The sequence below is a fragment of the Pontibacter pamirensis genome, from assembly GCF_010015475.1.
Classification (GTDB): Bacteria; Bacteroidota; Bacteroidia; order Cytophagales; family Hymenobacteraceae; genus Pontibacter; species Pontibacter pamirensis.
Genome location: NZ_SSNI01000007.1, coordinates 172,539 through 196,010, shown reverse-complemented (window position 1 = coordinate 196,010; position 23,472 = coordinate 172,539). Strand labels below are relative to the sequence as shown.

15 protein-coding genes are annotated in these 23,472 nt (G+C 50.3%); 14 read left to right on the top strand and 1 reads right to left on the bottom strand.

The genetic code is table 11. The features are described from left to right. Positions 1–511 precede the first annotated feature (511 nt). Positions 512–3,235 (bottom strand): c-type cytochrome, encoded by a 2,724-nt coding sequence (locus E1919_RS08745; protein ID WP_162052970.1) that lies wholly within the window; start codon positions 3,233–3,235, stop codon positions 512–514. A gap of 709 nt (positions 3,236–3,944) precedes the next feature. On the opposite strand from E1919_RS08745, the gene E1919_RS08740 reads away from it, so the two are divergent. The 14 genes from E1919_RS08740 (at position 3,945) to E1919_RS08675 (ending at position 23,396) form a co-directional block, all read left to right on the top strand. After that, on the top strand, positions 3,945–6,071 hold the full coding sequence (locus tag E1919_RS08740) for a bifunctional aldolase/short-chain dehydrogenase (protein WP_162052969.1): 2,127 nt from the start codon (positions 3,945–3,947) through the stop codon (positions 6,069–6,071). A 60-nt stretch (positions 6,072–6,131) separates the two neighbouring features. Continuing rightward, complete coding sequence (locus E1919_RS08735) at positions 6,132–7,406, top strand: sugar isomerase (RefSeq protein WP_162052968.1); 1,275 nt, start codon at positions 6,132–6,134, stop codon at positions 7,404–7,406. 1 nt (position 7,407) lies between these two features. Then, on the top strand, positions 7,408–8,802 hold the full coding sequence (locus E1919_RS08730; RefSeq protein WP_162052967.1) for an FGGY-family carbohydrate kinase: 1,395 nt from the start codon (positions 7,408–7,410) through the stop codon (positions 8,800–8,802). Then, complete coding sequence (locus tag E1919_RS08725; RefSeq protein WP_162052966.1) at positions 8,799–9,539, top strand: (Fe-S)-binding protein; 741 nt, start codon at positions 8,799–8,801, stop codon at positions 9,537–9,539. Before E1919_RS08730 ends, E1919_RS08725 begins: the two co-directional genes overlap by 4 nt. Next, entirely contained in the window at positions 9,536–10,918 is a 1,383-nt protein-coding gene (locus E1919_RS08720) for a lactate utilization protein B (RefSeq protein ID WP_162052965.1), read from the top strand. Before E1919_RS08725 ends, E1919_RS08720 begins: the two co-directional genes overlap by 4 nt. After that, positions 10,911–11,498 (top strand): LutC/YkgG family protein, encoded by a 588-nt coding sequence (locus E1919_RS08715; RefSeq protein WP_162052964.1) that lies wholly within the window; start codon positions 10,911–10,913, stop codon positions 11,496–11,498. The genes E1919_RS08720 and E1919_RS08715 overlap by 8 nt, the downstream gene beginning before the upstream one ends. A 752-nt stretch (positions 11,499–12,250) precedes the next feature. Then, positions 12,251–13,585, top strand: coding sequence for a 3-keto-disaccharide hydrolase (locus tag E1919_RS08710; RefSeq protein ID WP_237144178.1), 1,335 nt, complete (start codon positions 12,251–12,253; stop codon positions 13,583–13,585). A gap of 151 nt (positions 13,586–13,736) precedes the next feature. Continuing rightward, on the top strand, positions 13,737–15,086 hold the full coding sequence (locus E1919_RS08705) for a Gfo/Idh/MocA family protein (RefSeq protein ID WP_162052963.1): 1,350 nt from the start codon (positions 13,737–13,739) through the stop codon (positions 15,084–15,086). 283 nt (positions 15,087–15,369) lie between these two features. Beyond that, positions 15,370–16,416 carry a LacI family DNA-binding transcriptional regulator gene (locus E1919_RS08700; protein ID WP_162052962.1) on the top strand — a complete coding sequence of 349 codons (1,047 nt, stop codon included), beginning with the start codon at positions 15,370–15,372 and terminating at the stop codon, positions 16,414–16,416. Between the two features lie 248 nt (positions 16,417–16,664). After that, positions 16,665–17,486 (top strand): SDR family oxidoreductase, encoded by an 822-nt coding sequence (locus E1919_RS08695; RefSeq protein WP_162052961.1) that lies wholly within the window; start codon positions 16,665–16,667, stop codon positions 17,484–17,486. A gap of 39 nt (positions 17,487–17,525) precedes the next feature. After that, positions 17,526–18,698 (top strand): mannonate dehydratase, encoded by a 1,173-nt coding sequence (uxuA, locus tag E1919_RS08690; protein WP_162052960.1) that lies wholly within the window; start codon positions 17,526–17,528, stop codon positions 18,696–18,698. 12 nt (positions 18,699–18,710) lie between these two features. Further along, the gene (uxaC, locus tag E1919_RS08685) at positions 18,711–20,171 is read left to right on the top strand and encodes a glucuronate isomerase (RefSeq protein ID WP_162052959.1); all 1,461 of its coding nucleotides are present in this window, start codon (positions 18,711–18,713) and stop codon (positions 20,169–20,171) included. 343 nt (positions 20,172–20,514) lie between these two features. Then, on the top strand, positions 20,515–21,696 hold the full coding sequence (locus E1919_RS08680; protein ID WP_162052958.1) for a Gfo/Idh/MocA family protein: 1,182 nt from the start codon (positions 20,515–20,517) through the stop codon (positions 21,694–21,696). Between the two features lie 374 nt (positions 21,697–22,070). After that, entirely contained in the window at positions 22,071–23,396 is a 1,326-nt protein-coding gene (locus E1919_RS08675) for an MFS transporter (protein WP_162052957.1), read from the top strand. Positions 23,397–23,472 lie beyond the last annotated feature (76 nt).

The following is a 23,472-nucleotide window of genomic DNA, read 5'->3' as shown; positions in this document are numbered from 1 at the left end:
GATCTATGCGCGTTACTTTGTTTACAAGCAGATTCCCACCTTGGAGGGGCTAAGGGTAAGTTCAAACTACACACAACCCCTGGAACAGCTTTATGCGCAGCTTCACTTGATGATAGTATAAGCTGAAAATTGAGTGCCTGACCCGGCTGAGCCAGAGGGCCAAAAATAAAAAAATCTGGCATGGTGCTTATACGATGTAAAGGCAGTAAAGCTATACTTTCTATTCAATGTTACGCCAAAGTCCCGGCGGTACGACCTGTTGATAGAAACAAATCCCATTGCTCCTCTGAAGCTATAGGTGCTTATGGACCAAGCTATCAACAGTTCGTCCCGCTGGGACTACAAGCTGAACCAATGTAGTCCCTACCAATGACTAAAATTGTCGACTTTAAAACATGATCTTGCGTGCATTAAAAGAAAAACCTCCAGCGCAAGTGCCCTGGAGGTTAAACAAACCAAGTATGAAATCAGTTTATCTTAAATTTTCCGTCATGCTCCTGAAACGCTAATCTTACTTTTTATTATTATCAGGACTATTTGATACGGTATATACTTTGTGTTCTTTATTGCCTGCGGATATCAGGTAAGCCATCAAGTCCTTCAGTTCATCGGGATTTAAGCGGTTGATCAGGTTCGGTAACATCGGCGAGACTTCAGACTCTTTCGTTCTTGTCACCTGGCTTTTAGGGATTTCACGAAGCTTCTGTGGCGCAAATGGGTTCTGCGAAACAAAGTACGTATTGTCATTTTCGTTTGTCAGCCTTCCTACAACAGAGCTTCCGTCTTTTAAATGAAATATGGTAGCCGCATACTGATCTGATATAACACTATCCGGGTGAATGATGGCTTCCAGGATATCTTTAGGTGTAAACCGATTACCTAACTGACTTAAATCCGGACCTATAAATCCTCCTTCGCCTTCCATCGTATGGCATGATTTGCAGAGTGTAGCAGCATAAATCGCTTTCCCCTGCTCCAGGTTCTGTTGCGCAAGCCCATTCTCCACTAAAGGCAACGCTTCTTCAACAGTCCACTTCCTTCCCGGGCCCTGTGGTTTGTAGGAATCCGCATTAGCCAAATCCAGTCCGCCACCGCCAAGCAGAGAGTCGCCTGACATGGTGTTGTAATGCGCAAACTGGCTCTTGGGTACATGGCTTAAAGCTGCCTTACGCGCTTTGTCTACAAACCCTACATAGCTTCTGCCCCCCTTGTAGTTAAAAGCATTGTACATCCACTGGAAGTACTTATCACGAAGCTCAGGAGTCCAGCCGGTTTTGGCTTCACTCAAGGCCGTTGCATAGTACGTTTGCTGGGCAGGAGGTACATTCGCTAACATGTTGGCGATGTCCAGCCCGTACTGCGGGTTCCGAAGAATAAGGTCAGAAGATGCCGTAGCCGTTTCCTGTTCAGTCTTGTCATCCTTTGCTGCCTCCAGTAGTGCCAGCGTTTTAGGTACTACCTGCGGTGCATCTAAGCTAACAAGTAGTTTGCTGAGAGACCGGTTCAAATTGTTGTTTTCGGCAGGGTAACGTGCGTCCAGGTATGCGATTGTCTTATTTTTTAAGGCTGGTTCTGGTGTGCCATGTCTGTACAGAACTAACTCAAAGGCCCGAAGCAGATCCAGTTTTTTAGGCTCTGAGAGCTGGGCATAATCAATTGTCATGAGAGACTCCAGCATCTCGTTACGCTGGGCCTTGTTGCCATGCCGCGCTAAGGCAATAATTGCCTGTGTTAAAATCTGAGGATCCTTCTCATTTAGGGCACGTGCTTGCCACTGGCTTACCGGCTGGTGCTCCACGGCAATACGTGCGGCATAGCGCACAAAGCGGTCATTGTGCTTGAGATATGGCCACGCGAAATCAACTGCTCCTGCCCGTGCCTGACCATGATACTGCTCCAGTTGCTTTCTGATTTTGCTTGCCTCCGTCTCTTTTACATTTGATTTGCGGGAAGCAGACGCTACAATTTCCTCCTGGTCACCGTAATAAACCCGATACAGATCGGATTCCAGCCTGCGCCCTCCGGTAAGAAAGTAAAGCGCTCCATCAGGGCCAATCACGCCATCGGTCAGCGGCAATGGTGAACCGGAAATAAACTCTTCTGCCTCTGCTTTATATGAGGCTCCTTCTGGCTGAAGGTGAACGGCGTAAATAATCCCAAAGCTCCAGTCAAAGGCAAAAACAGCATTACGGTACTTTTCAGGGAATTTCGCGTCGCCTCCGTAAACTACGTTGGTAGGAGAGCCCTGGCCAATGTTGAGCACAGGCGGCAGGTTATCGGGATAGGCAGGAGACCATTTTCCGTTACCGGTACGCCAGCCGAACTCGCTGCCGCTGGTTACGTGGCAGATGCGGGTAGGCCTGTACCAAGGCATCCCAAAGTCCCATTCCATGTCTGAGTCATAGGTAAACAAATCACCTGCGTCGTTGAAAGCAATATCAAAAGGGTTCCGGAAGCCAGCGCTTATCAGTTCCCAATGCTGCCCCAAGGAGTCGACTTTAGCAATCCATCCACCTGGCGCTTCCCGGTCGTTGGCATGCCCCCGGGGGTCTTTTATCTGCGGAAAAAGGTTGTCTGCTTTCCAGACAGGAGGAAGCCTATAGGCATCCATTTCTGGGAGGTCGGTGTGGTTGCCGGCAACAACATAAAGGGATTTTTTATCAGGTGATAACTTGATACTGTGCGGGCCATGCTCACCTTCTCCTTTGAGTTCCTTTAGCAAGGTTACCTTATCAAACTGGTCGTTTCCGTCTGTGTCCTGGAGGCGGTACAGGCCGCTTCCTTTCGAAAAGTCCTCGTTGCTGTTGTGGTTTACCATGACGTAGAGACTGTTAAAAGCCCAAAGCAAACCCTGTGCATAGCCCATTCCCCCATGCGTGCTGGCAGAGTCAAGTACTGTACCGTCACCTATCATGAGCTTTTCGATTTTAGGCTTTAAAGAATCAGAACCGATAGGAGGCAGTTCCAGGCGATACAGGGCACCGTATTGATCTGATGCTATCATTCTGCCCTTATCATCAAAGGCCATAGAAACCCAGGAACCCTGCTCATTTTCTGAAGGACTATGTAAATGCTCCGCCCGAAATCCCTCTGGCAGTTTTAGCTTCTCTGTTCTCGGGTCAACTGGCATGTCATTCACTGACTCCTCCTTTTCTATCCTGCTACAGGAAGAGCCAACAAGGACAGGCACAGAGAGGGCTAACAGGAGCCTTATTGATAGGATTTTATGACGCATAATAATATAGAATTATGGTTTAGTTGATAACCGTTTATAACAAGATTGTAGTGCTACTGTAAAAGCATGTGAAAAACTCTGTTCCTATTCTTCCAGACACTCATCTTATATATAGAAGCAACAGTGCAGTCTACTTTATTTGATAATCAATTTAACACCTTAAGGCCGGGTATCTGTCATGAACTGTCCTGAATAACATCTGAAATTAGAGGCTATTGACAGAAATTTGCTGGATTCTGCCTTCAGTTCTGCCAGAACCTCTAACATAATAGAAGTCAACAGCCTTTCTGTTGAAAGACGCATGAAAACTATTCTTGCTCCCCCGGTTAAAGTTGAAGTTTATTTTATGCCTGCCGGTAAAGAATCTCGGGTCTAAGGCAGCAGGTCCGGTTTATCCGTAACATGTTAGAACAGTTTGAGCATGACAGTGCAGGACAGTAAATAGCTACATCTACATTATATTTATACTTGAATACATCCTCGGCTAGTTCGAGCAAGCAACATTGGGGGAAATTCCGACGGCTAACCCTGCAATATTTTCGAATGTATCTTCCCGGAGCTGTGGGCTATGCGTTTAGGGAATGGGAAGAAGTGCTAAAAGGAAATTATGCCGCCATTGTGTCTAGAGTTACGGTTATCGTACTTTCTGTAACCACAGCGGGGTACGGAAACATCATATAAAATACGCAACTTAAAATCATTGAAGCATATGTTAGAATCTACAACAAAGACAGAATTTAAGCATGTCAGCTATCTGTGGGATGAGGAGGAAGCCGCCAAACTTACAGGCGATGAGGTAGGACTGCTGATTTACAGGTCGAACCTGCTGGGAGCAGACCTTCGGCTGACCAACTACGGAGGGGGCAACACCTCCTGCAAGGTGATGGCCAAAGACCCGCTTAATGGGCAGGACACAGAGGTGATGTGGGTGAAAGGCTCCGGCGGTGACTTGGGTACCCTGAAGCGCAGTGGCCTTGCCGCCTTGTATGTAGATCGCCTCAGAAGCCTGAAGAACGTGTACAGGGGAATAGAGCACGAAGACGAGATGGTGGAGCTTTTCAACCACAGCATCTTCGACCTCAGCTCAAAGGCCCCTTCCATCGATACGCCACTGCACGGCTTTCTGCCCTTTAAGCACATCGACCACCTGCACCCGGATGCGGCCATTGCCATTGCCGCCGCAAAGGACGGGAAAAAAATAACAGAAGAATTATTCGGAGGCACCATCGGGTGGGTAGACTGGCAGCGACCGGGCTTCGACCTTGGCCTGCAGCTGCGCCAGTGCCTGGATGAGAACCCGGGCATCCGGGGTATCATGCTGGGTTCCCACGGCCTGTTTACCTGGGGCGACACCGCCTACGAAAGCTATATCAACACGCTGGAGGTAATAGAGCAGTGCGCAGAGTATATGGAGCAGAACATCGGCAAAAAAGGACCTGTGTTTGGCGGCGCTAAGATAGAAAGCCTGGGAGAGGCGGACCGCAAGAAGCAGGCTGCCGCGCTGGCTCCTGTGCTGCGCGGCTTCTGCTCCAGCGAGCGCCACATGATCGGCCATTTCACGGACGATGCCCGGGTGCTGGAGTTCATCAACTCCAACGACCTGGACAGGCTGGCCCCGATGGGCACCAGCTGCCCCGACCACTTCCTGAGGACCAAAATCAGCCCACTGGTGCTGGACCTGAAGCCAGACGAGGACCTGTCGGATGTAAAGGCGCTGAAGGAGCGGCTTGCTCCGGCCTTTGCCAAATACCGCCAGATGTACGCCGACTACTACGAGAACCACAAGCACCCGAATAGCCCGGCCGTACGCGACAAAAACCCGGTGATTATTCTATACCCAGGAGTGGGTATGTTCTCCTTCTCCAAAGACAAGCAGACAACTCGTGTGGCCTCTGAGTTTTACATCAACGCCATCAACGTGATGAAGGGTGCCGAGGCTGTGTCAGAGTATACCTCCCTGCCGCGCCAGGAGGCTTTTGACATAGAGTACTGGCTACTGGAAGAGGCAAAGCTACAGCGTATGCCGAAGCCAAAGGCGCTGTCAGGCAGAATAGCCCTGATAACAGGCAGTGCGGGAGGTATCGGTAAAGCCATTGCAAAGCGGTTTGTGGAGGAAGGCGCCGTAGTGGTGCTGAACGACATGAACGAGGAGCGACTACAGGAAGCAAGTGAAGAGTTTAAAGGCCAGTACGGCAAAGACTCCTATGCCACAGCAGCACTGGACGTAACAAAAAGCGACCAGATTCAGCAAGCCTTCGACGCGGCGGCCTTAGCTTTCGGCGGCGTGGACATCATTATCAACAACGCCGGGCTTTCCATCTCCAAATCCATCGAAGACCATACCGAGAAAGATTGGGACCTGCTATATGACGTGCTGGTAAAAGGACAGTTTATGGTGACGCAGGCAGGGGTAGAGGTGATGCGCAAGCAGGACATCGGTGGCGATGTACTGAACATCGTGAGCAAGAACGCTCTGGTGTCTGGCCCGAACAACGCCGGCTACGGCTCCGCGAAAGCGGCGCAGCTGCACCTGAGCAGGCTGAACGCGGCCGAGCTGGGTAACGACGGCATACGCGTGAATGTGGTGAACCCTGACGCCGTTATCAGCGACAGCAACATCTGGGCCGGTGGCTGGGCCGAGGGCCGTGCAAAAGCCTACGGTGTGAAGGTGGAGGAACTGCCGGCTTTCTATGCCAAGCGCACCCTGCTAAACCAAATCATACTTCCAGAAGACATCGCCAATGCCTGCTTTGCCTTCGTGGGCGGGTTGCTAAGCAAGTCGACCGGAAACGTGCTGAACGTGGACGGCGGTGTGGCGATGGCTTTCGTCAGATAATAGTATCGAAAACTGGGGAGTCAGCTTTTGTAGCCAACTCCATCAAACAAATCTGATTTCATGCAAATAGACAAGTATAAGATAGATGAGTTCAACCAGCAGCATGCGCAGGAGCACAAGCGCAGGTATGAGTTTGCAGCCTCAACACAGCAAAATGTGGCCGGTATACTGCAAAAGCTGGTTGATTTCCAGATAGGCATTCCGAGCTGGGCGCTGGGTACGGGTGGCACCCGCTTTGGCCGCTTCTCAGGCAGCGGGGAGCCACGAAGCCTGGAGGAGAAAATTGAAGACGTAGGCTTGCTGCACGCCCTGAACCAGTCCAGCGGAGCCATTTCGCTGCATATTCCCTGGGATATTCCCAATGACTACAAAGCTACAAAAGCGCTGGCCGCACAGCACGGGCTGAAGTTCGACGCGGTGAACTCCAACACGTTCCAGGACCAGCCGGACCAGAAACTGAGCTACAAGTTCGGCTCGATGCAACACGTAGACAAAGCGGTGCGTCGGCAGGCGGTGGAGCATAACATCGAGGTTATCAGGCATGGCGTGGAGCTAGGCTCCGATTCCCTGACGGTGTGGCTGTCAGACGGCTCCAGCTTTCCGGGGCAGCTAAACTTCCGGGGTGCCTTCGAGAACACCCTGGAGAGTCTGCAGGAGGTATATGCTGCCCTGCCCGACGACTGGAAGGTGTTTGTGGAGTACAAGGCCTTCGAGCCTAACTTCTACTCCATGACGGTCGGTGACTGGGGACAGTCGCTGCTGTACGCCAACAAGCTCGGCCCGAAGGCCTATACCCTGGTGGACCTGGGCCATCATCTCCCCAATGCCAACATCGAGCAGATTGTTTCGCTGCTGCTGATGGAAGGCAAGTTGGGCGGTTTCCACTTCAACGACTCCAAGTACGGCGACGATGACCTGACCACAGGCAGTATCAAGCCGTACCAGCTGTTCCTTATCTTCAACTCGCTGGTGGACGGAATGGATGCCAGGGGAATGAACCACGCTACCAGCCTTGCCTGGATGATTGATGCCTCGCATAACGTGAAAGACCCGCTGGAAGACCTGCTGCAGTCTGTGGAAGCCATTATGATTGCCTACGCGCAGGCCTTGTTGGTAGACCAGCAGGCACTGAAAGAGGCACAGCAGGAAAACGACGTGGTGCGCTGCCAGGAGATCCTGCAGGAGGCCTACCGAACCGATGTGCGCCCCATCGTGGCGGAGGCGCGCCTGCAATCAGGAGCCGCCCTGCGCCCGCTGCAACTGTTCCGGGAACTGAAAGTGAGGGAAAATCTGATAAATGAACGTGGTCTGAAGACTGTTGCTACAGGATTATAACATGCAAGGTACACCTGTTATAGCGGTATTCGATGTAGGGAAGACAAACAAGAAACTGTTCCTCTTTGATGAGAATTACAGAATTGTGTTTGAGCGCGCAGCACGGTTTATCGAAACGGTGGACGAGGACGGCGACTCCTGCGAGAACCTGGAAAGCCTTCGCTTGTCGGTGTTCGACTCGCTGCACGAAGTGTTCCGGCGGCAGGAGTTTGACGTGAAGGCTGTAAACTTCTCCTCCTACGGGGCGAGCTTCGTCTATCTGAACAAAGACGGCAGGCCGCTCACTCCCTTATACAATTACCTGAAAACATACCCGGAGGAGCTGAAGAAGCAGTTCTACGACACCTACGGCGGCGAAGACAAATTATCCAAAGAGACTGCTTCTCCTGTGTTGGGCAGCTTGAACTCAGGCATGCAGCTGTACCGCATCAAGCAAGAGAAGCCGGAGCTATACAAGCAGATATCATACGCCCTGCACCTGCCGCAGTATATGAGTTACCTGATAACGGGCAAGTGCTTTTCAGATATCACCAGCATCGGCTGCCACACCAACCTGTGGGATTTCCAGAAAAACGACTACCACGAGTGGGTGAGGAAGGAGGGGATCATAGATAAACTGGCACCCATTGCCCCGTCTGATGAAGTGGTGCCTGCCGCCTTTCCCGGGAACAGTTACAAAGTAGGTATAGGACTGCACGACAGCTCGGCAGCCCTGATTCCGTACCTGGTAAATTTTCAGAAGCCTTTTGTGTTGATCTCTACGGGCACCTGGTGCATCAGCCTAAACCCATTTAATACCACACCGCTAACGGATGCGGAACTACAGCAGGACTGCCTGAGCTTTATGCAGTACAAAGGCAAACCCGTGAAAGCTTCCAGGTTTTTTGGCGGACACGAGCATGAGCAGCAGGTGAAACGCATTGCGGATCATTTTAACCAAAGTCCGGCCCGCTACAAATCAGTGCCTTTCGACCCTGAAATCATCAGCAGTTTGCAGGGCGAGAGACCACAGGCAGGAGGCGCGAGGGCTAAGGAAAGTCTGCTGCAGGATTCAATGTTCTCGCAGCGGGACCTGTCGTCCTTCGCTTCCGACACAGAGGCCTATCACCAGTTCATCCTCGACCTGGTGACGCAGCAGGTTGCCTCCACGCAGCTTGTGTTGGAAGGAGCCGATGTGAAGCGTATTTTCGTGGACGGCGGGTTCAGCAAGAACGCCATTTATATGAATCTGCTGGCTTCTCTTTACCCCGACAAAGAGGTTTTTGCCGCCTCTATGGCACAGGCAACGGCTATTGGCACCGCCATGGCCATTCACAAGCACTGGAACACAAAACCAATGCCCAACGACATCATCGAATTAAAATACTATGCGGTAACGCACGACGCTAAACTATGACTGTAGGTCTATTCATCCCTTGTTACGTAGATCAGTTTTACCCTAATGCCGCCATTGCCACCCTGGAGCTGCTTGAAAAGCTGGGTGTGGAGGTGGTATACCCGTCCAGGCAAACATGCTGTGGACAGCCCATGGCCAACTCTGGGTTCGAGCACCTGACAAAGAAGAGCAATAATCTTTTCATAGAGAATTTCAGGGGCTTCGACTATATCGTAGCGCCTTCTGGCAGCTGCGTGCTGCACATGAAAGACCACCTGCACTCCGGCAAGTACCCAAACGAGACAGAGGCCATGCGGGGAAAAGTATATGAACTGACCGAGTTCCTGACCGATGTACTGAAGGTAGACAAACTGAAAGCCCGTTTCCCGCACAAAGTAGGGCTGCACCAGAGCTGCCACGGGCAACGGGGCCTGAAGCTGGCCCAGATGTCAGAGCTTGTCGCGCCTGCCTTCTCTAAGCCAGAGCAACTGCTAAGTATGGTGGACGGTCTGGAATTGATTGAGCTTACCCGCAAGGATGAGTGCTGCGGTTTTGGGGGTACTTTTTGCGTGGCAGAAGAGGCTGTGTCCGTGAAGATGGGCAAAGACCGTGTCATGGATCATCTGCAACACGAAGCCGCATATATTACAGGAGCAGACATGAGTTGCCTGATGCACATGGAGGGCATTTTGCGCAGGCAGAAAAGCAATGTAAAGGTGGTGCATATCGCCGAGATACTTAACGCGCAGGAGATATGAAGGAGACAAAAGACCATGCCGCCCTTGCCGAAGCATTTAATGCAGACGAACCCCGGGTTAACTGGCACGACGAGACATTGTGGTTCATCCGGCAGAAGCGTGACAAAGCCGCCCATACCGTTGCGGATTGGGAGCTGCTGCGCGAGACTGCCTCCCAAATCAAGCACAACGTGCTCTCGAACCTGCATGACTACCTGCTGCAGTTTGAGGCCAATGCGAAAGCCAACGGCATCATCGTGCACTGGGCAGCCGACGCCGCAGAGCACAACCGGATTGTGCATGAAATCCTGCAGAAGCACGGGGTAAAACAGATGGTGAAAAGTAAGTCAATGCTTACCGAGGAGTGCCACCTGAACGATTACCTGTCAGAGCACGGCGTGGAGGTGATAGACTCTGACCTGGGGGAGCGCATTGTGCAGCTGGCAAAGGAACCACCAAGCCATATTGTACTGCCCTGCATTCATAAAAAGAAAGAAGAAATAGGAGACTTGTTTCACGAGCACCTGGGCACACCGGCTGGCATGGCTGACCCGCAGGTGCTCACAGAGGCAGCAAGGCAGCACCTAAGAGAAACCTTCCTGACCCGCCGCGCCGCGCTCACGGGCGTTAACTTCGCCATAGCCGAGACAGGCGAATTTGTTATCTGCACAAACGAGGGAAATGCGGATATGGGCGCTCACCTGGCAGATGTGCACATTGCCTGCATGGGTATCGAGAAAATTATACCGGAGCGAAAGCACCTGGGCGTGTTCCTGCGGCTGCTGGCCAGAAGCGCCACGGGCCAACCGATTACCACCTACTCCAGCCACTTCAAGAAGCCAAGGGAAGGGCACGAACTGCACCTGGTGCTGGTGGACAACGGCAGAAGCATACAACTGGGCAGAGAGGACTTCCGCAATTCCCTAAAGTGCATCCGTTGCGGAGCCTGCATGAACACCTGCCCGGTATATAGGAGAAGCGGCGGCCACAGCTACCATGCGGCCATTTCTGGTCCCATCGGTGCTATCCTGGCCCCCAACCTCGACATGAAAAAGAACGCCGACCTGCCTTTTGCCTCTACCCTGTGCGGCTCCTGCTCTAATGTCTGCCCCGTTAAAATCGATATACACGACCAGCTTTATAAATGGCGGCAGGTAATTGTAAAGGAGGGGTATGCCGACACAAAGAAAACCTTGGGCATGAAAGCCATGACACAGGCCTTCGCCTCGCCCACTACTTTTCAATTAGCCGGGAAGGCCGGCCGCTGGTTTATGCGCCACGTGCCTTTTGCAGTAAGCAACAAAATGAACCCCTGGTACAAGCAGCGCGAAATGCCGGCGCCTCCGAAGGAGTCGTTTGGGGAGTGGTACTTAAAAAACAGGAAGAAGAAAAATGAGTAGCAGAGACAGTATACTAGCCGCCGTTGCCAGAAACCAGCCGGAGCATATACCCTTGCCGGAAATTCCTGCCTTCTTTTCAGGAGAAACAGACGTGTTGGAAAAATTCACGTCCGTGGCAGTGAGTATAGGAAGCAAGGTGTTTCGGGTAAAAGACCTGGAAGAGGTAAAACAGGTTCTGCTGAAGGAGTACAGTGGCGCCAGAAGAATCGTTTCTGCTTTTCCGGAACTTGCGGATATCGGGGAAGTTTATATTGCGCCCGCCACAGACCCGCACACCTTGGCAAACGTTGATTTAGCGGTACTGCCTGCACAACTTGGTGTGGCCGAGAACGGCGCCCTGTGGGTAACTGATGTGCAGCTGCCCATGCGGGTGCTGCCTTTCATTTGCCAGTACCTGGCGCTGGTGGTGCCGCAGAAAAACATCGTCCCGCTCATGCAGCAGGCATATGACGTGATAGGAGCGCAGGAGTATGGCTTCGGCACCTTCATCGCAGGGCCATCCAAAACAGCCGATATTGAGCAGTCGCTGGTGCTGGGCGCACATGGAGCCAGGACACTTTCTGTGTTTTTGCTTGAATAAAGCTGTTTTTCTAAGTAACTGATAGTATACAAAACCACGTTAGCTTCATTTCTATTCCCAATGAGAGGTTCTGTTCCTTTTCTAGCCCCAACAGATCAAATAGAACCCTCCGCTTGAGCCAGGCGCTGATTGAGCACCAAGCCATAATTAGGTGTCCTGACGGAGCTTACAAATGCTACACCGGTTCAAGGCTGGTGCGTGAGCCTAGCTCGTGATACGTAATCTTCAGACTCGCTTGTGTAAAGTTAGTCGTGCAGCTAGAGCATGAAAAATAAATTTAGTCTCTCCCTTCATTCCGTTAGGTTATCCCTTGAAAAGGAAAACCCATAAATGATAACTTCCTGTAGTTCTGACGATGGAGTATATAATGCTCATCAGGTGTCAGCCACGTTTAAAAGCTATCATTGCAGCCGAAAATAATTTGCAGAATTAAAATATTTAATTAACTTTCAATATTATAGAAAGAATTGATTACTCACTATTTAATTGAGGCGTCATAATCTAAGGCAGGAGCATATTTTTTTTGCTAAGCCTGCAATCGATTCCAAATTTATTTTTCATTACTTAGGCTTAACTGAAAACAAATATCGGACACCTTATTACGTGTGTCGGTTTAATATAGCCTGCGCTACCCTTGAACTATATTCATTTAAAACATAAAAACAATGAAAAGAAGTCATTTGCCCCTCTTGCTAATGTTGTTTCCTGTCACCTGCATCCAGTTTGGGTGCGCCTCAGGAAGTAATGAAACTGTGCAGACTACCGAAACTGCACAAAGCACAGAAGCTACGCAGGAGAATGGCTGGACACAGTTATTCAACGGCAAGGACCTGACCGGTTGGGAGCAGGTAAACGGCAGTGCCACCTATAGAGTAGAGGATGGGGTCATTGTCGGAACAACCACCATGAATTCACCCAACAGCTTTCTTGCTGCCGACAAAGAATATGGGGATTATATCCTCGAGTTTGAGGTAATGCTGGATAACGACATCAATAGTGGCGTACAGTTCCGCAGTATTTCAGACCCAACTGTGATGGATGGCCGTGTCCATGGCTATCAGTTTGAGTTGGACCCGTCCGACAGGAAGTGGACCGGTGGAATATATGACGAGGCAAGGCGCGGTTGGCTGTACCCGCTTTCGCTGAATCCGGATGCCCAATCGGCTTTTAAGAAGGGTGAGTGGAATAAGGCCCGGATCGAAGCCATCGGCAACAAGATCAAAACCTGGATCAATGATGTACCGGTTGCGGCCGTTGTGGATGATATGACGCCCAGCGGACTTATAGCCCTGCAGGTGCATTCGATTGGAAATGCCGAAGACGCCGGAAAAGAAATCAAATGGCGGAATATCCGCATCAAAACTTCAGACTTGGAGCACCGCGAAGGCCATGACGCCTTTGTGGTAAACCTTGTGCCGAACACCCTAACAGAACAGGAGAAAGAACAGGGATGGAGCCTGCTCTGGGACGGCAAAACGACCGAAGGCTGGAGAGGGGCTTATAAAGATAAGTTTCCGGAAGGTGGCTGGAAAGTGCAGGACGGTGAACTGCAAGTGCTGGAATCAGGCGGCGGCGAGTCGGTGAACGGCGGAGACATTGTGACAGAGAAAGAATATGATGCTTTCGACCTGCAAGTTCAGTTTAAACTGACAGAAGGCGCTAACAGCGGCATCAAATATTTTGTCACTGAAAAAGAAAATGTAGAAAACGCGTCTGCCATCGGCCTGGAGTACCAGTTGCTAGACGATGAAAAGCACCCGGATGCTAAAATGGGCCGGGACGGGAACCGTACGATTGCTTCCTTATATGACCTGAAAACTTCTGAGAAAAACAACCGCTTTTTGAAGCCTGTCGGTGAATGGAACCAGGCGCGCCTGGTAGTGAAACCGGATAACACGGTAGAGCATTGGCTGAATGGTATAAAAGTGCTGGAGTATGAAAGAGGGTCTGAAGAGTTCCGCAACTTAGTGGCTCAGAGTAAATACAAAAACTGGGAAAATTTTGGAGAGGCAGAGAAAGGTCATATCCTTCTGCAGGACCATGGAAACAATGTAGCGTTCAGAAGCATTAAAATCAAAGAATTGTAGTGCTATGAAAGTGCCAGGAAGTTAAAAAGCGAGGCTTCTTTCAGATATAAGTTACACGAAAATATAGCGGGCTTCAATACTGGTTTTACGAAAACAGAAATCAGTTTTGAAATGGATTTTAAATAATGTTCAAACTATAACGAACAAAGGAATGGATCACAAGGATAATAATAACCGGAGAGACTTTATCAAGAAAGCTGTGCTGGGAACAGTTGGCTTGTCTGTAATGGGAATGAGCTTTAGCGCCAAAAGTTACGGGAAAATTCTGGGTGCCAACGACAGGGTAAGAGTCGGGATTATTGGCTTCTCTGATCGATTCAAACATTCCTTATACCCGGCGATGATGAACCATGCAAAAGAACTGAATTTCGAGTTTGTGGGGGTTTCCGATATCTGGAACCGCCGCCGCGACGAGGCAGAAGCTTATGTAAAGGAAAAGCATGGCATCAAGCTTAAGAAGTACCGGAACAATGATGAACTGTACTCTAAAAAGGATATTGATGCAGTTATTATCAGCACAGCTGATTTCCAGCATGCGCTGATGGGCGTGGAAGCCGTGCGCAACGGAAAGGATGTATACCTGGAGAAGCCGATGGCAGAAACCATGGAAGATGCCCGCGCCATACTCAAAGCGGTAGAAGAGACCGGTAAAATTGTGCAGATCGGTTCGCAACGCCGTAGTGCTCCCAACTACATTGCCGCTAACGAATACATCAATTCGGGTAAGTTTGGAGACATCAAAATGGTAGAGATGACCTGGAACGTGAACCAGCCGGGCCGATGGAGGAGACCTGAACTGGTGAGCCAAATCCGGAAGGAAGACACGGATTGGGACCGTTACCTGATGAACCGGCCGAAAGTGGCCTGGGACCCGCGGAAGTACCTCGAGTACCGCTTGTTCTGGCCTTACTCCTCCGGCATTCCGGGGCAGTGGATGTCGCACCAGATAGATACTGTGCATTGGTTTACGGGGCTGGACCATCCGCGCAGTGTGGCGGCCAACGGCGGTATATACATGTGGAATGATGGACGTGAAAACCCCGATACCTTAACAGCTGTGTTTGATTATGGTCCGGCAGATGATGCCTCAAAAGGTTTCCAGGTGGTATACTCTTCCCGCTTCAGCAATTCAGCCGGTGGCGTGAAGGAATTATACTATTCTAATGGCGGTATGATGAACCTGGACACTAACAAAATTACGTCGGAGGGTGGCTTAACTAAAAACCAGGCGGACGACATGGGCATGCAGGCTAATTTGCTGCAGGATTATACCCTGCCTGACCAGACAAAAGTTGCTACAGACGCCAATACAGGCGGAGATCCAATGACCTCACTGCACATGCGCAACTGGATGGAGTGCGTTCGCAGCCGCCAGACGCCAAATGCTTCCGTAAAGGCTGGTTACAACCACTCTGTCGCCAACATCATGACGCGGGTAGCCATGCAAACAGGCAAGCGCGTTACCTTCGACGATGCGAAGCAGGACGTAGTGGCAAGCTAGGGCGGTTCATCTGGTAATAGTGAACTGCGAAACCAGCAGGTAAGTTGAGTTGTCTGGTTTTTAAGTTATAGTTTATAAATTCTTAGGACTGTAGCTTAGAAGCAGGAACAGCACGCTGTTTCTTAAATGGTTAAGGCAGCTGCAAAAAAACAGATAGTCAATGCATTAGCTTAGATGGCGCTTTTTATTGTGCTACTTGTGCCGCTTTACGTGCCATGGGTGAGAATAAAATTCAATATAATTAAATGCAAACATGATTCCAGCGGACAGTGGTAGTGTAAACATGAGCAGACAATCGCAGCACAGACTAAAAGATATAGCCCGTGAACTGGGAGTGTCTACCTCTACTGTTTCAAGAGCGTTGAGTAACCATCCGCATGTTAGCGAGGAAACGAAGGAGCGGGTAAAGCAGGCGGTGGATAAAGCAGGCTACCAGCTGAATGCCATGGCATCCAGCCTTCGCAAAAGCAAGTCTAATATCATTGGGCTGATTGTGCCCCGGATATCCATGTATTTTCAATCAGCGGTTATCACAGCCATCCAGAATGAGCTGCAGAAGTGTGACTACAATCTGATGATTTTCCAGTCAAATGAATCGCCGGTGCTGGAAAAGCAGCTTGTAAGCGTACTGCATGCTTTGCGCGTGGAGGGGCTGATAGTTTCAACCACGCTATATACGGAAGACTTTTCACCGTTCGATGTTTTTTCGAAGGCTAATGTTCCGTTGGTGTTTTATGACAGAGTACCAATAGGATACTCTGCCCATAAAATTAAAGGCGATGATTACCAGGGAGCTTACAAATCAACCCTCCACTTGCTGGAGCAGGGCTGTCGCAGAATTGCGCATATCAGTGGCCCCCTCAGCTGTAGCTTGTACAGTGAGCGCTATGCCGGCTACCAGGACGCACTGAAAAAATACAAGGTCGCTTTAAACGAAAGTCTGGTGTTCTTTCATGAGTTAACGCATGAAAATGCGCTGAAAACTTGCCAGGTGTTGTTTGCGGAGGAGCCCTATCCGGATGCATTTTTCACAAGCAACGACACCACTGCCATCGCCGTGATGGAATATGCCAACAGGCTGAAGCTGAGCATACCCGAAGATCTGAAACTGGCAGGATACTCTAATGATCCGCGTGTGCAGATTGTTCAGCCGTCTATTACTTCAGTTGAACAGTTTCCTTATGAGATGGGGGAGCAGGCTGCAAGGCTTATCATGGATTTAGTGCGGCAAAACGTAAAGCCTGGCAGAAGCTTTATTTCTCTTACTACCCCTATAGAACTGATTAAACGGGAATCTAGTAAAGCTTTGGCTTCAACTGTTAATTATTAAACGAAAAGAATTTATAAGGGAGTAGTAGGGCCAGAAACTTCTACTCCTGCTGCAATCGATTGTGAGGTAGATAGAACAAAAACCTTAAGTTAAGATGAATGAACCCACTCCTGCCCCTCCGAGGAGGTAAATATCTGCGAGAGTAAAATTCCCCTCCTCGGAGGGGCAGGTTTAAAGCTTTACATGCGTTGCACAGCATCAAAACAAATTCAGGCGAGGCCTGATAAACATAAAACATAAAACAACACATGAGTGGAATAGAACAGTTTTCATTAGCAGGCAAAGTAATCGTGATGACAGGCGCCACCGGCATCCTGGGCGAAGCCATGTCGCTTGCCATAGGTCAGGCTGGTGCCAAAGTGGCCATACTGGGACGCAACAGGGAACGTGCCGAAGAGCGGGTGGCTGCCATAGAAGCTGCAGGCGGAGAGGCCATGGCGGTGCTGGGCGACGTGCTGGATGAAAAGGAGATGCAGTCAGCCAAAGAAGCCATATTGGAGGCATGGGGAACGATTGACGGGCTGGTGAACGCTGCCGGAGGCAATATTCCGGGAGCCACCGTTATGCCGGACCAGAACCTGTTTGATACCAAAATTGAAGACACCAAAAAAGCAGTAGACCTCAACCTGTTCGGCACCGTTATCCCGACACAAGTATTCGGCAGAGTCATCGCCGAAAAAGGAAAAGGCTCCATCGTCAACATTTCATCGCTAACGGCGCAACGCCCACTGACCAGGGTACTAGGTTATACCGTGGCTAAAAAGGCAGTAGAGGCATATACCCAATGGATGGCCGTGGAACTGGCGCAGCGCTACGGCGATGGCGTGCGGGTGAATGCCATTGCACCCGGTGTGTTTCTGACGGAGCAGAACAGAACGCTGCTCCTGAACCCGGACGAAAGTTATACTAACAGGGCGCAGAAGTTTATCGACAATACGCCCTTCCGCCGACTTGGAAAACCCGAGGAACTGACAGGTACGCTTATCTACCTTTTGAGCGATGCGTCCCGGTTCGTGAGCGGAGAAACGATTTTAGTGGATGGCGGCTTCAATGCTTTTAGCGGCGTGTAGGTTTATCCAGGTTTATAACATCTAATCTAATCAGAAAATATGCCACTGTTACAAAGCTGGAGATGGTACGGACCTAAAGATCCGGTTTCCTTACAGGATATCAAGCAGGCCGGCGCCACCGACATTGTTACGGCCCTGCATCATATACCAAATGGGGAGGTATGGCCTGTGGAGGAAATTCAAAAGCGGAAAAATGAAGTTGAAAGTAACGGGTTGGTGTGGAGCGTGGTGGAAAGCGTACCGGTGCACGAAGCCATCAAAACACAAACCGGCAACTTTAAAACATACATCGAAAACTATAAGCAGTCGGTGAAAAACCTGGCTGCCTGTGGCATTTACATCGTCACCTATAACTTCATGCCGGTGCTGGACTGGACCCGGACAGACTTGGGCTATACAGTGGAAGACGGTTCAAAGGCTTTGCGCTTTGAAATGGCTGCTTTTATTGCCTTTGATGTGTTTATACTCCAGCGAAAAGATGCGAAGAACGATTACGCAGCGCAGGACCTGGAGAGGGCAAAGCAGCGGTTCAGTGAAATGAATGGGGAAGAGAAGTTGCTGCTGGAACGAAACATCATTGCAGGACTGCCCGGCAGCGAAGAAAGCTTTACAGTCGAGCAGTTTCAGCAGGCCCTGGATACCTATGCAGGCATCGATGCAGACAAACTGCGGCAGCACTTGATATACTTCCTGCAGGAGGTGGTTCCGGTGGCAGAGGAAGCCGGTGTGAAAATGGTGATTCATCCCGATGACCCGCCTTACAGCATTTTGGGGCTGCCAAGGGTGGTAAGCACTGCCGCCGATGTGGAGGCCCTGGTACAGGCGGTCCCATCTCTGAGCAACGGCTTGTGCTTCTGCACCGGCTCTTTCGGGGTGCGGGCCGACAATGACCTACCCGGTATAGTGAGGCAGTTTGCCGACCGCATCAACTTTGTGCACCTGCGAAGCACACAGCGGGATGAATATGGAAACTTCTATGAGGCTAACCACCTGGAGGGCGATGTGGACATGTATGCAGTGATGAAAGAACTAGTTTCCATTAACAGACAAAGAGAAAAGCCTATCCCGTTCCGGCCAGACCATGGCCACCAGATGCTCGATGACCTGCACAAAGTCACCAACCCCGGCTATTCCGCCATTGGCAGATTGCGGGGACTGGCAGAACTGCGGGGCCTGGAGATGGGTATAGAAAAAACGATTTTTAATAACTAAAGCAGTACTCCCATGAACGAAAATGAACTGATAGTACCCGCTGCCGCAGAGCGTCGGTACTCACAGCCGAAAAACGGTTTTATGAGTGAAGATTTCCTGTTGCAGACAGAAACAGCCAGGCTGCTCTACCATGAATATGCCAGGGAACTGCCCATTATCGATTATCATTGCCACCTGTCCCCAAAGGCCATTGCGGAGAACAAGCCTTATGCCAACATGACGGAAATATGGCTGGCGGGAGACCATTATAAATGGCGCGCCCTCCGCACGCTGGGAATCGAAGAAAAGTACATTACCGGCGACGCCACAGACGAAGAGAAGTTCAAAACCTGGGCCAAAGCAGTGCCTTATACTATGCGCAACCCGCTGTACCACTGGACGCACATGGAGCTGAAAAATCCCTTTGGCGTGACAGAATTGCTCACAGAGGAGAACGCATCAGAGGTGTATGCCCATTGCAACGGTATGTTACAGAAACCAGAGTTCACCCCTAAAGGCTTGCTGCAGCACTTTGGAGTGGAAATGGTAGGCACAACCGACGACCCAATCGATAACCTGGAGTATCATCAGCAGATAGCCGCTTCGGGTTTCAATGTAAAGGTGCTGCCCTCTTTCCGGCCAGACAAGGCGCTGAATTTAGCAGGAGGAGAGGCTTTCAGAGGATATCTACAAAAGCTTTCCGAAGCAAGCGGAATAACTGTTTCCAGTATAGATACCTTGCTGGAAGCGCTGCAGCAGCGGGTGGATTTTTTCCACGCCAACGGTTGCCGGGTTTCAGACCACGGACTGTCGTTCATGCCTTTTAGCAGTACCAGCAGCGGAAAGCTGGAAAAAGTATTTGCCGCCGTTCTGGATGGCAACGACCAGGAGGTTGCTGCGCATGAGCAGGAGTTCGCTTGCCTGCTATTGATGGAGCTTTGCAAAATGTATCACGAAAAGGGATGGGTGCAGCAGTTCCACCTGGGTGCGCTGCGCAACAACAATACCCGCATGCTGCAGGTAAACGGTCCCGATACAGGCTACGACTCCATCGGCGATTATCCGCAGGCAATGAATATGACTGCCTTTTTCAATGCCTTGGAGAAAGAAGACAAGCTTGCTAAAACCGTTATCTACAACCTGAATCCTGCCGATAATGCTGCCTTCGCCGCCATGACGGGCAACTTCCAGAGCGCCGGCATAAAAGGCAAAATACAGTTCGGCTCCGGTTGGTGGTTCCTGGACCAATTAGACGGCATGAAAGAGCAGATGAATACACTTTCCAACATGGGGCTTATCAGCTGCTTTATCGGTATGCTCACAGATTCCCGCTCCTTTTTGTCATACCCCAGGCATGAGTACTTCAGAAGGCTGTTGTGCAACATGTTTGGCGATGATATAGAACAGGGCCTGTTACCAGCAGATATCCCATGGGTAGGAAAGATGGTGCAGGACATCTGCTACAATAACGCCAGGAATTATTTCACTTTCTAAAGCAGAACGCGAGAGAAACATATCGCGTGTCCCCTGGCTCATGATGCGTATGGTGCGGCCTCTGGCCGGGCAGTGCAAATCAAGCGCGTTGCTCAGAACCGGATGAAAAGTACCTGGTAGTGTTAACCCACCCCTGCCCCTCCGAGGAGGGGAGTTTTTCCTACTTGTGTAATTCCCCTCCTCGGAGGGGCAGGGGTGGGTTAAGTTTGATACATGACCAATGCGCAACTTGCATCACTACTAATAAAACGGTTGAAGGCCGCAAAGTAGCAGAAAAGAGCTAAGTCGTTCGCGCCATTTTTAGACTTATAACAAGTAAAGCAGATACAGAAAAGCATACGCTATGGAAAAGAAAATTGTACGGGCTGGAATAGTTGGCTCCGGCTTCGCCGCTAAATTTCATTATGAGGCACTGCAGCGTGTTTTCAGTGCCAAAGTGGAAATAGCAGGCGCATACTCACCTTCACCAGAAAACCTGCAGGCTTTTACAAAAGAGCGGAACCTGAAGGCTTTTGATAGCCTGGAACAATTGATGGAACAGTCTGATGTCATTCATGTCTGTACTCCGCCTGTCACGCACGAACCTATTGTGGTAGCGGCTTTAAAGCTGAACAAGCATGTTATCGTGGAGAAGCCATTTACCGGTTACTTCGGCGATGGGAGTGAAGATTTCAGCGGAGACACCTTTTCACGGGAAGAGGGACTGGAAGAAACACTGAAGAGCATCAGCAGAATGCTGGAGGCGGAGAAGGAGAGTGAAGGTATCATCATGTATGCGGAAAACTGGGTATATGCCCCCGCCATACAGAAAGAACGGGAAGTGCTGGAGAAATCAGGAGCCCAGATTATCTGGATGCATGGCGAAGAATCACATTCAGGCTCGCACTCCCTGGCTTATGGGCAGTGGAAACTTTCCGGTGGCGGCTCCATGATCGGGAAAGGCTGCCATCCTCTGTCGGCGGCCATCTACCTGAAACACGTGGAAGGCCGCGCACGCAATGGGAAACCTATCCGGCCAAAGGCTATTTCCGCGCGAACGCATGCCATCACGCGCATGCCGGGTTACCAGGACGAAGGCCACCTGCGAACAACTTATAAAGACATCGAAGACTTTGCCATGCTGCATGTTATTTTTGAAGACGGCACCATCGCAGATGTATTTGCCAGCGAACTGGTGTTAGGCGGAGTTCATAACTGGATCGAAGTAAATACCAGCAACCACCGCACTATCTGTAATATTCATCCTAACAATGCCATGCAGGCCTATACCCCGGCCGAGCAGCATTTTAAAGATGTGTATATAGTGGAGAAAACAGAAACAAAGCAAGGCTGGTCGTCTATGTCACCGGACGAGGCTTGGTTTGCCGGCTATCAGCATGAGATGGATGCCTTTTACAAATCGGCTGCCTATGGCGAGCCGGTAGAAAGCAATAGCAGCCTGGCCGCCGACGTAATCGCCACTATATACGCTGGCTATGTCTCGTCAGAGAGAAAAGGTGCAGAAGTGCCTATCACGATTCTATAAGGTCGCTTTGCTAAGCTGCGAAAGTGTTCCTTTTAAAGGTAGGGCAGTTTCTTTTTAAAAGCTGTAATGTGAATTGTCCCCTTGAGGGGACCGCAGGGGTGTGAATGGGTGCAGATTTTTTATTAATATCATTATAAAAGCATAACTTCCGGAATGTAAACACCCCTCTCACTCCCCTCGAGGGGAGAATTTCCTAGAATAAAATGGGCCTAATCCTCAAAGGGGGGACAAAAAAACGCTTGCATGATGTCACTCAAAAGTAGATAGCAAGGCATTTTAGGATGACCAATGATAAAGCAGGCAGCTAGCACATAGTATTACTAAAGCAAGAGACGCAGATTTAATACCATATCAACAGAAATCAGTCAAACACAATGGGAAAAACGAAACTAAGCGACACCGAGGCCGGCTACGTAGAAAAAGGGAAAGTAGGCAATTACCGATGGGTCATTTGCGCCCTGTTGTTCTTCGCCACCACCATCAACTATATCGACAGGCAGGTAATTGGCTTGCTGAAGCCGACCCTCGAAGCGCAGTTTAACTGGACGGAGCTCGACTATGGGTACATCATCATGTTTTTCTCTGCCTCCTATGCTGTGGGGTATGTTATATTCGGGAGTGTCATCGACAGGATAGGAACAAAGCTTGGGTATTCCATTTCGGTAGTTGTCTGGAGTATTGCGGCTATGCTACATGCCGCTGCACGCAGTACCCTGGGCTTTGGCCTTGTGAGGGGGCTGCTAGGCTTAGCAGAGGCTGGTAACTTTCCGGCGGCTGTGAAAGCGGTAGCGGAATGGTTCCCGAAAAGAGAACGTGCGCTTGCCACCGGTATCTTCAACTCTGGTACCAGTATCGGAGCAGTAGCAGCCCCTCTTCTGGTTCCCTGGATTTTGGGCGCGTACGGCTGGCAGGAAGCATTCATCATCACCGGTGCCCTGGGTTTTGTGTGGCTGATATTCTGGTGGTTCTTATATGAAATACCTTCCCGTCATAAAAAACTGACGCCCGAAGAATACGACTTTATCCATATTGATAATGAGCCCGCTGTTACCGAAACCGCAGGTTCATTAAATTGGGGCCGCTTGCTCCAGGTCCGCCAGACCTGGGTGTTCATTGTTGGTAAAGTGTTAACTGACCCGATTTGGTGGTTCTTCCTGTTCTGGCTGCCTTCCTATTTCGCCACTACCTTTAACCTGGACCTGACAAAGCCAAGCTTGCCCCTGGCTGTTGTCTACACAGCAACCACTTTCGGCAGTATTGGCGGGGGCTACCTATCCTCTTACCTGATAAAGCGGGGCTGGCCGGTGCTGAAAGCAAGAAAAACAACCTTGCTTATTGTTGCCTTTGTGGTGTTGCCAATCATGACGGCCAGGTATGCTACGGACATTTGGGTGGCTGTAGGTATCATAAGCCTTGCGGCGGCGGCACACCAAGCCTGGAGCACCAACATCTTTACTATCGTATCGGATATCGTACCTAAAAGAGCCGTCAGTTCTGTGGTAGGTATCGGGGGTATGTCCGGTTCAGTAGCCTCTACTTTCTTTCCTTTGTTCGTAGGGTGGCTCCTGAATTACTATGACTTGCTTGGGAACATTGGGGCAGGGTATAATATCCTGTTCATCATCTGTGGTTTCGCTTACCTGCTGGCCTGGCTAATTATACACCTGCTTACCAAGCGCATGAAACCAATGGTACTGTAGCAGTGCTCTGACAGCAAACTTAAAGGAGGTTGTTGTGTTTTTAACGAGTACTGGTGAATGCTTTACTGAATGCCAT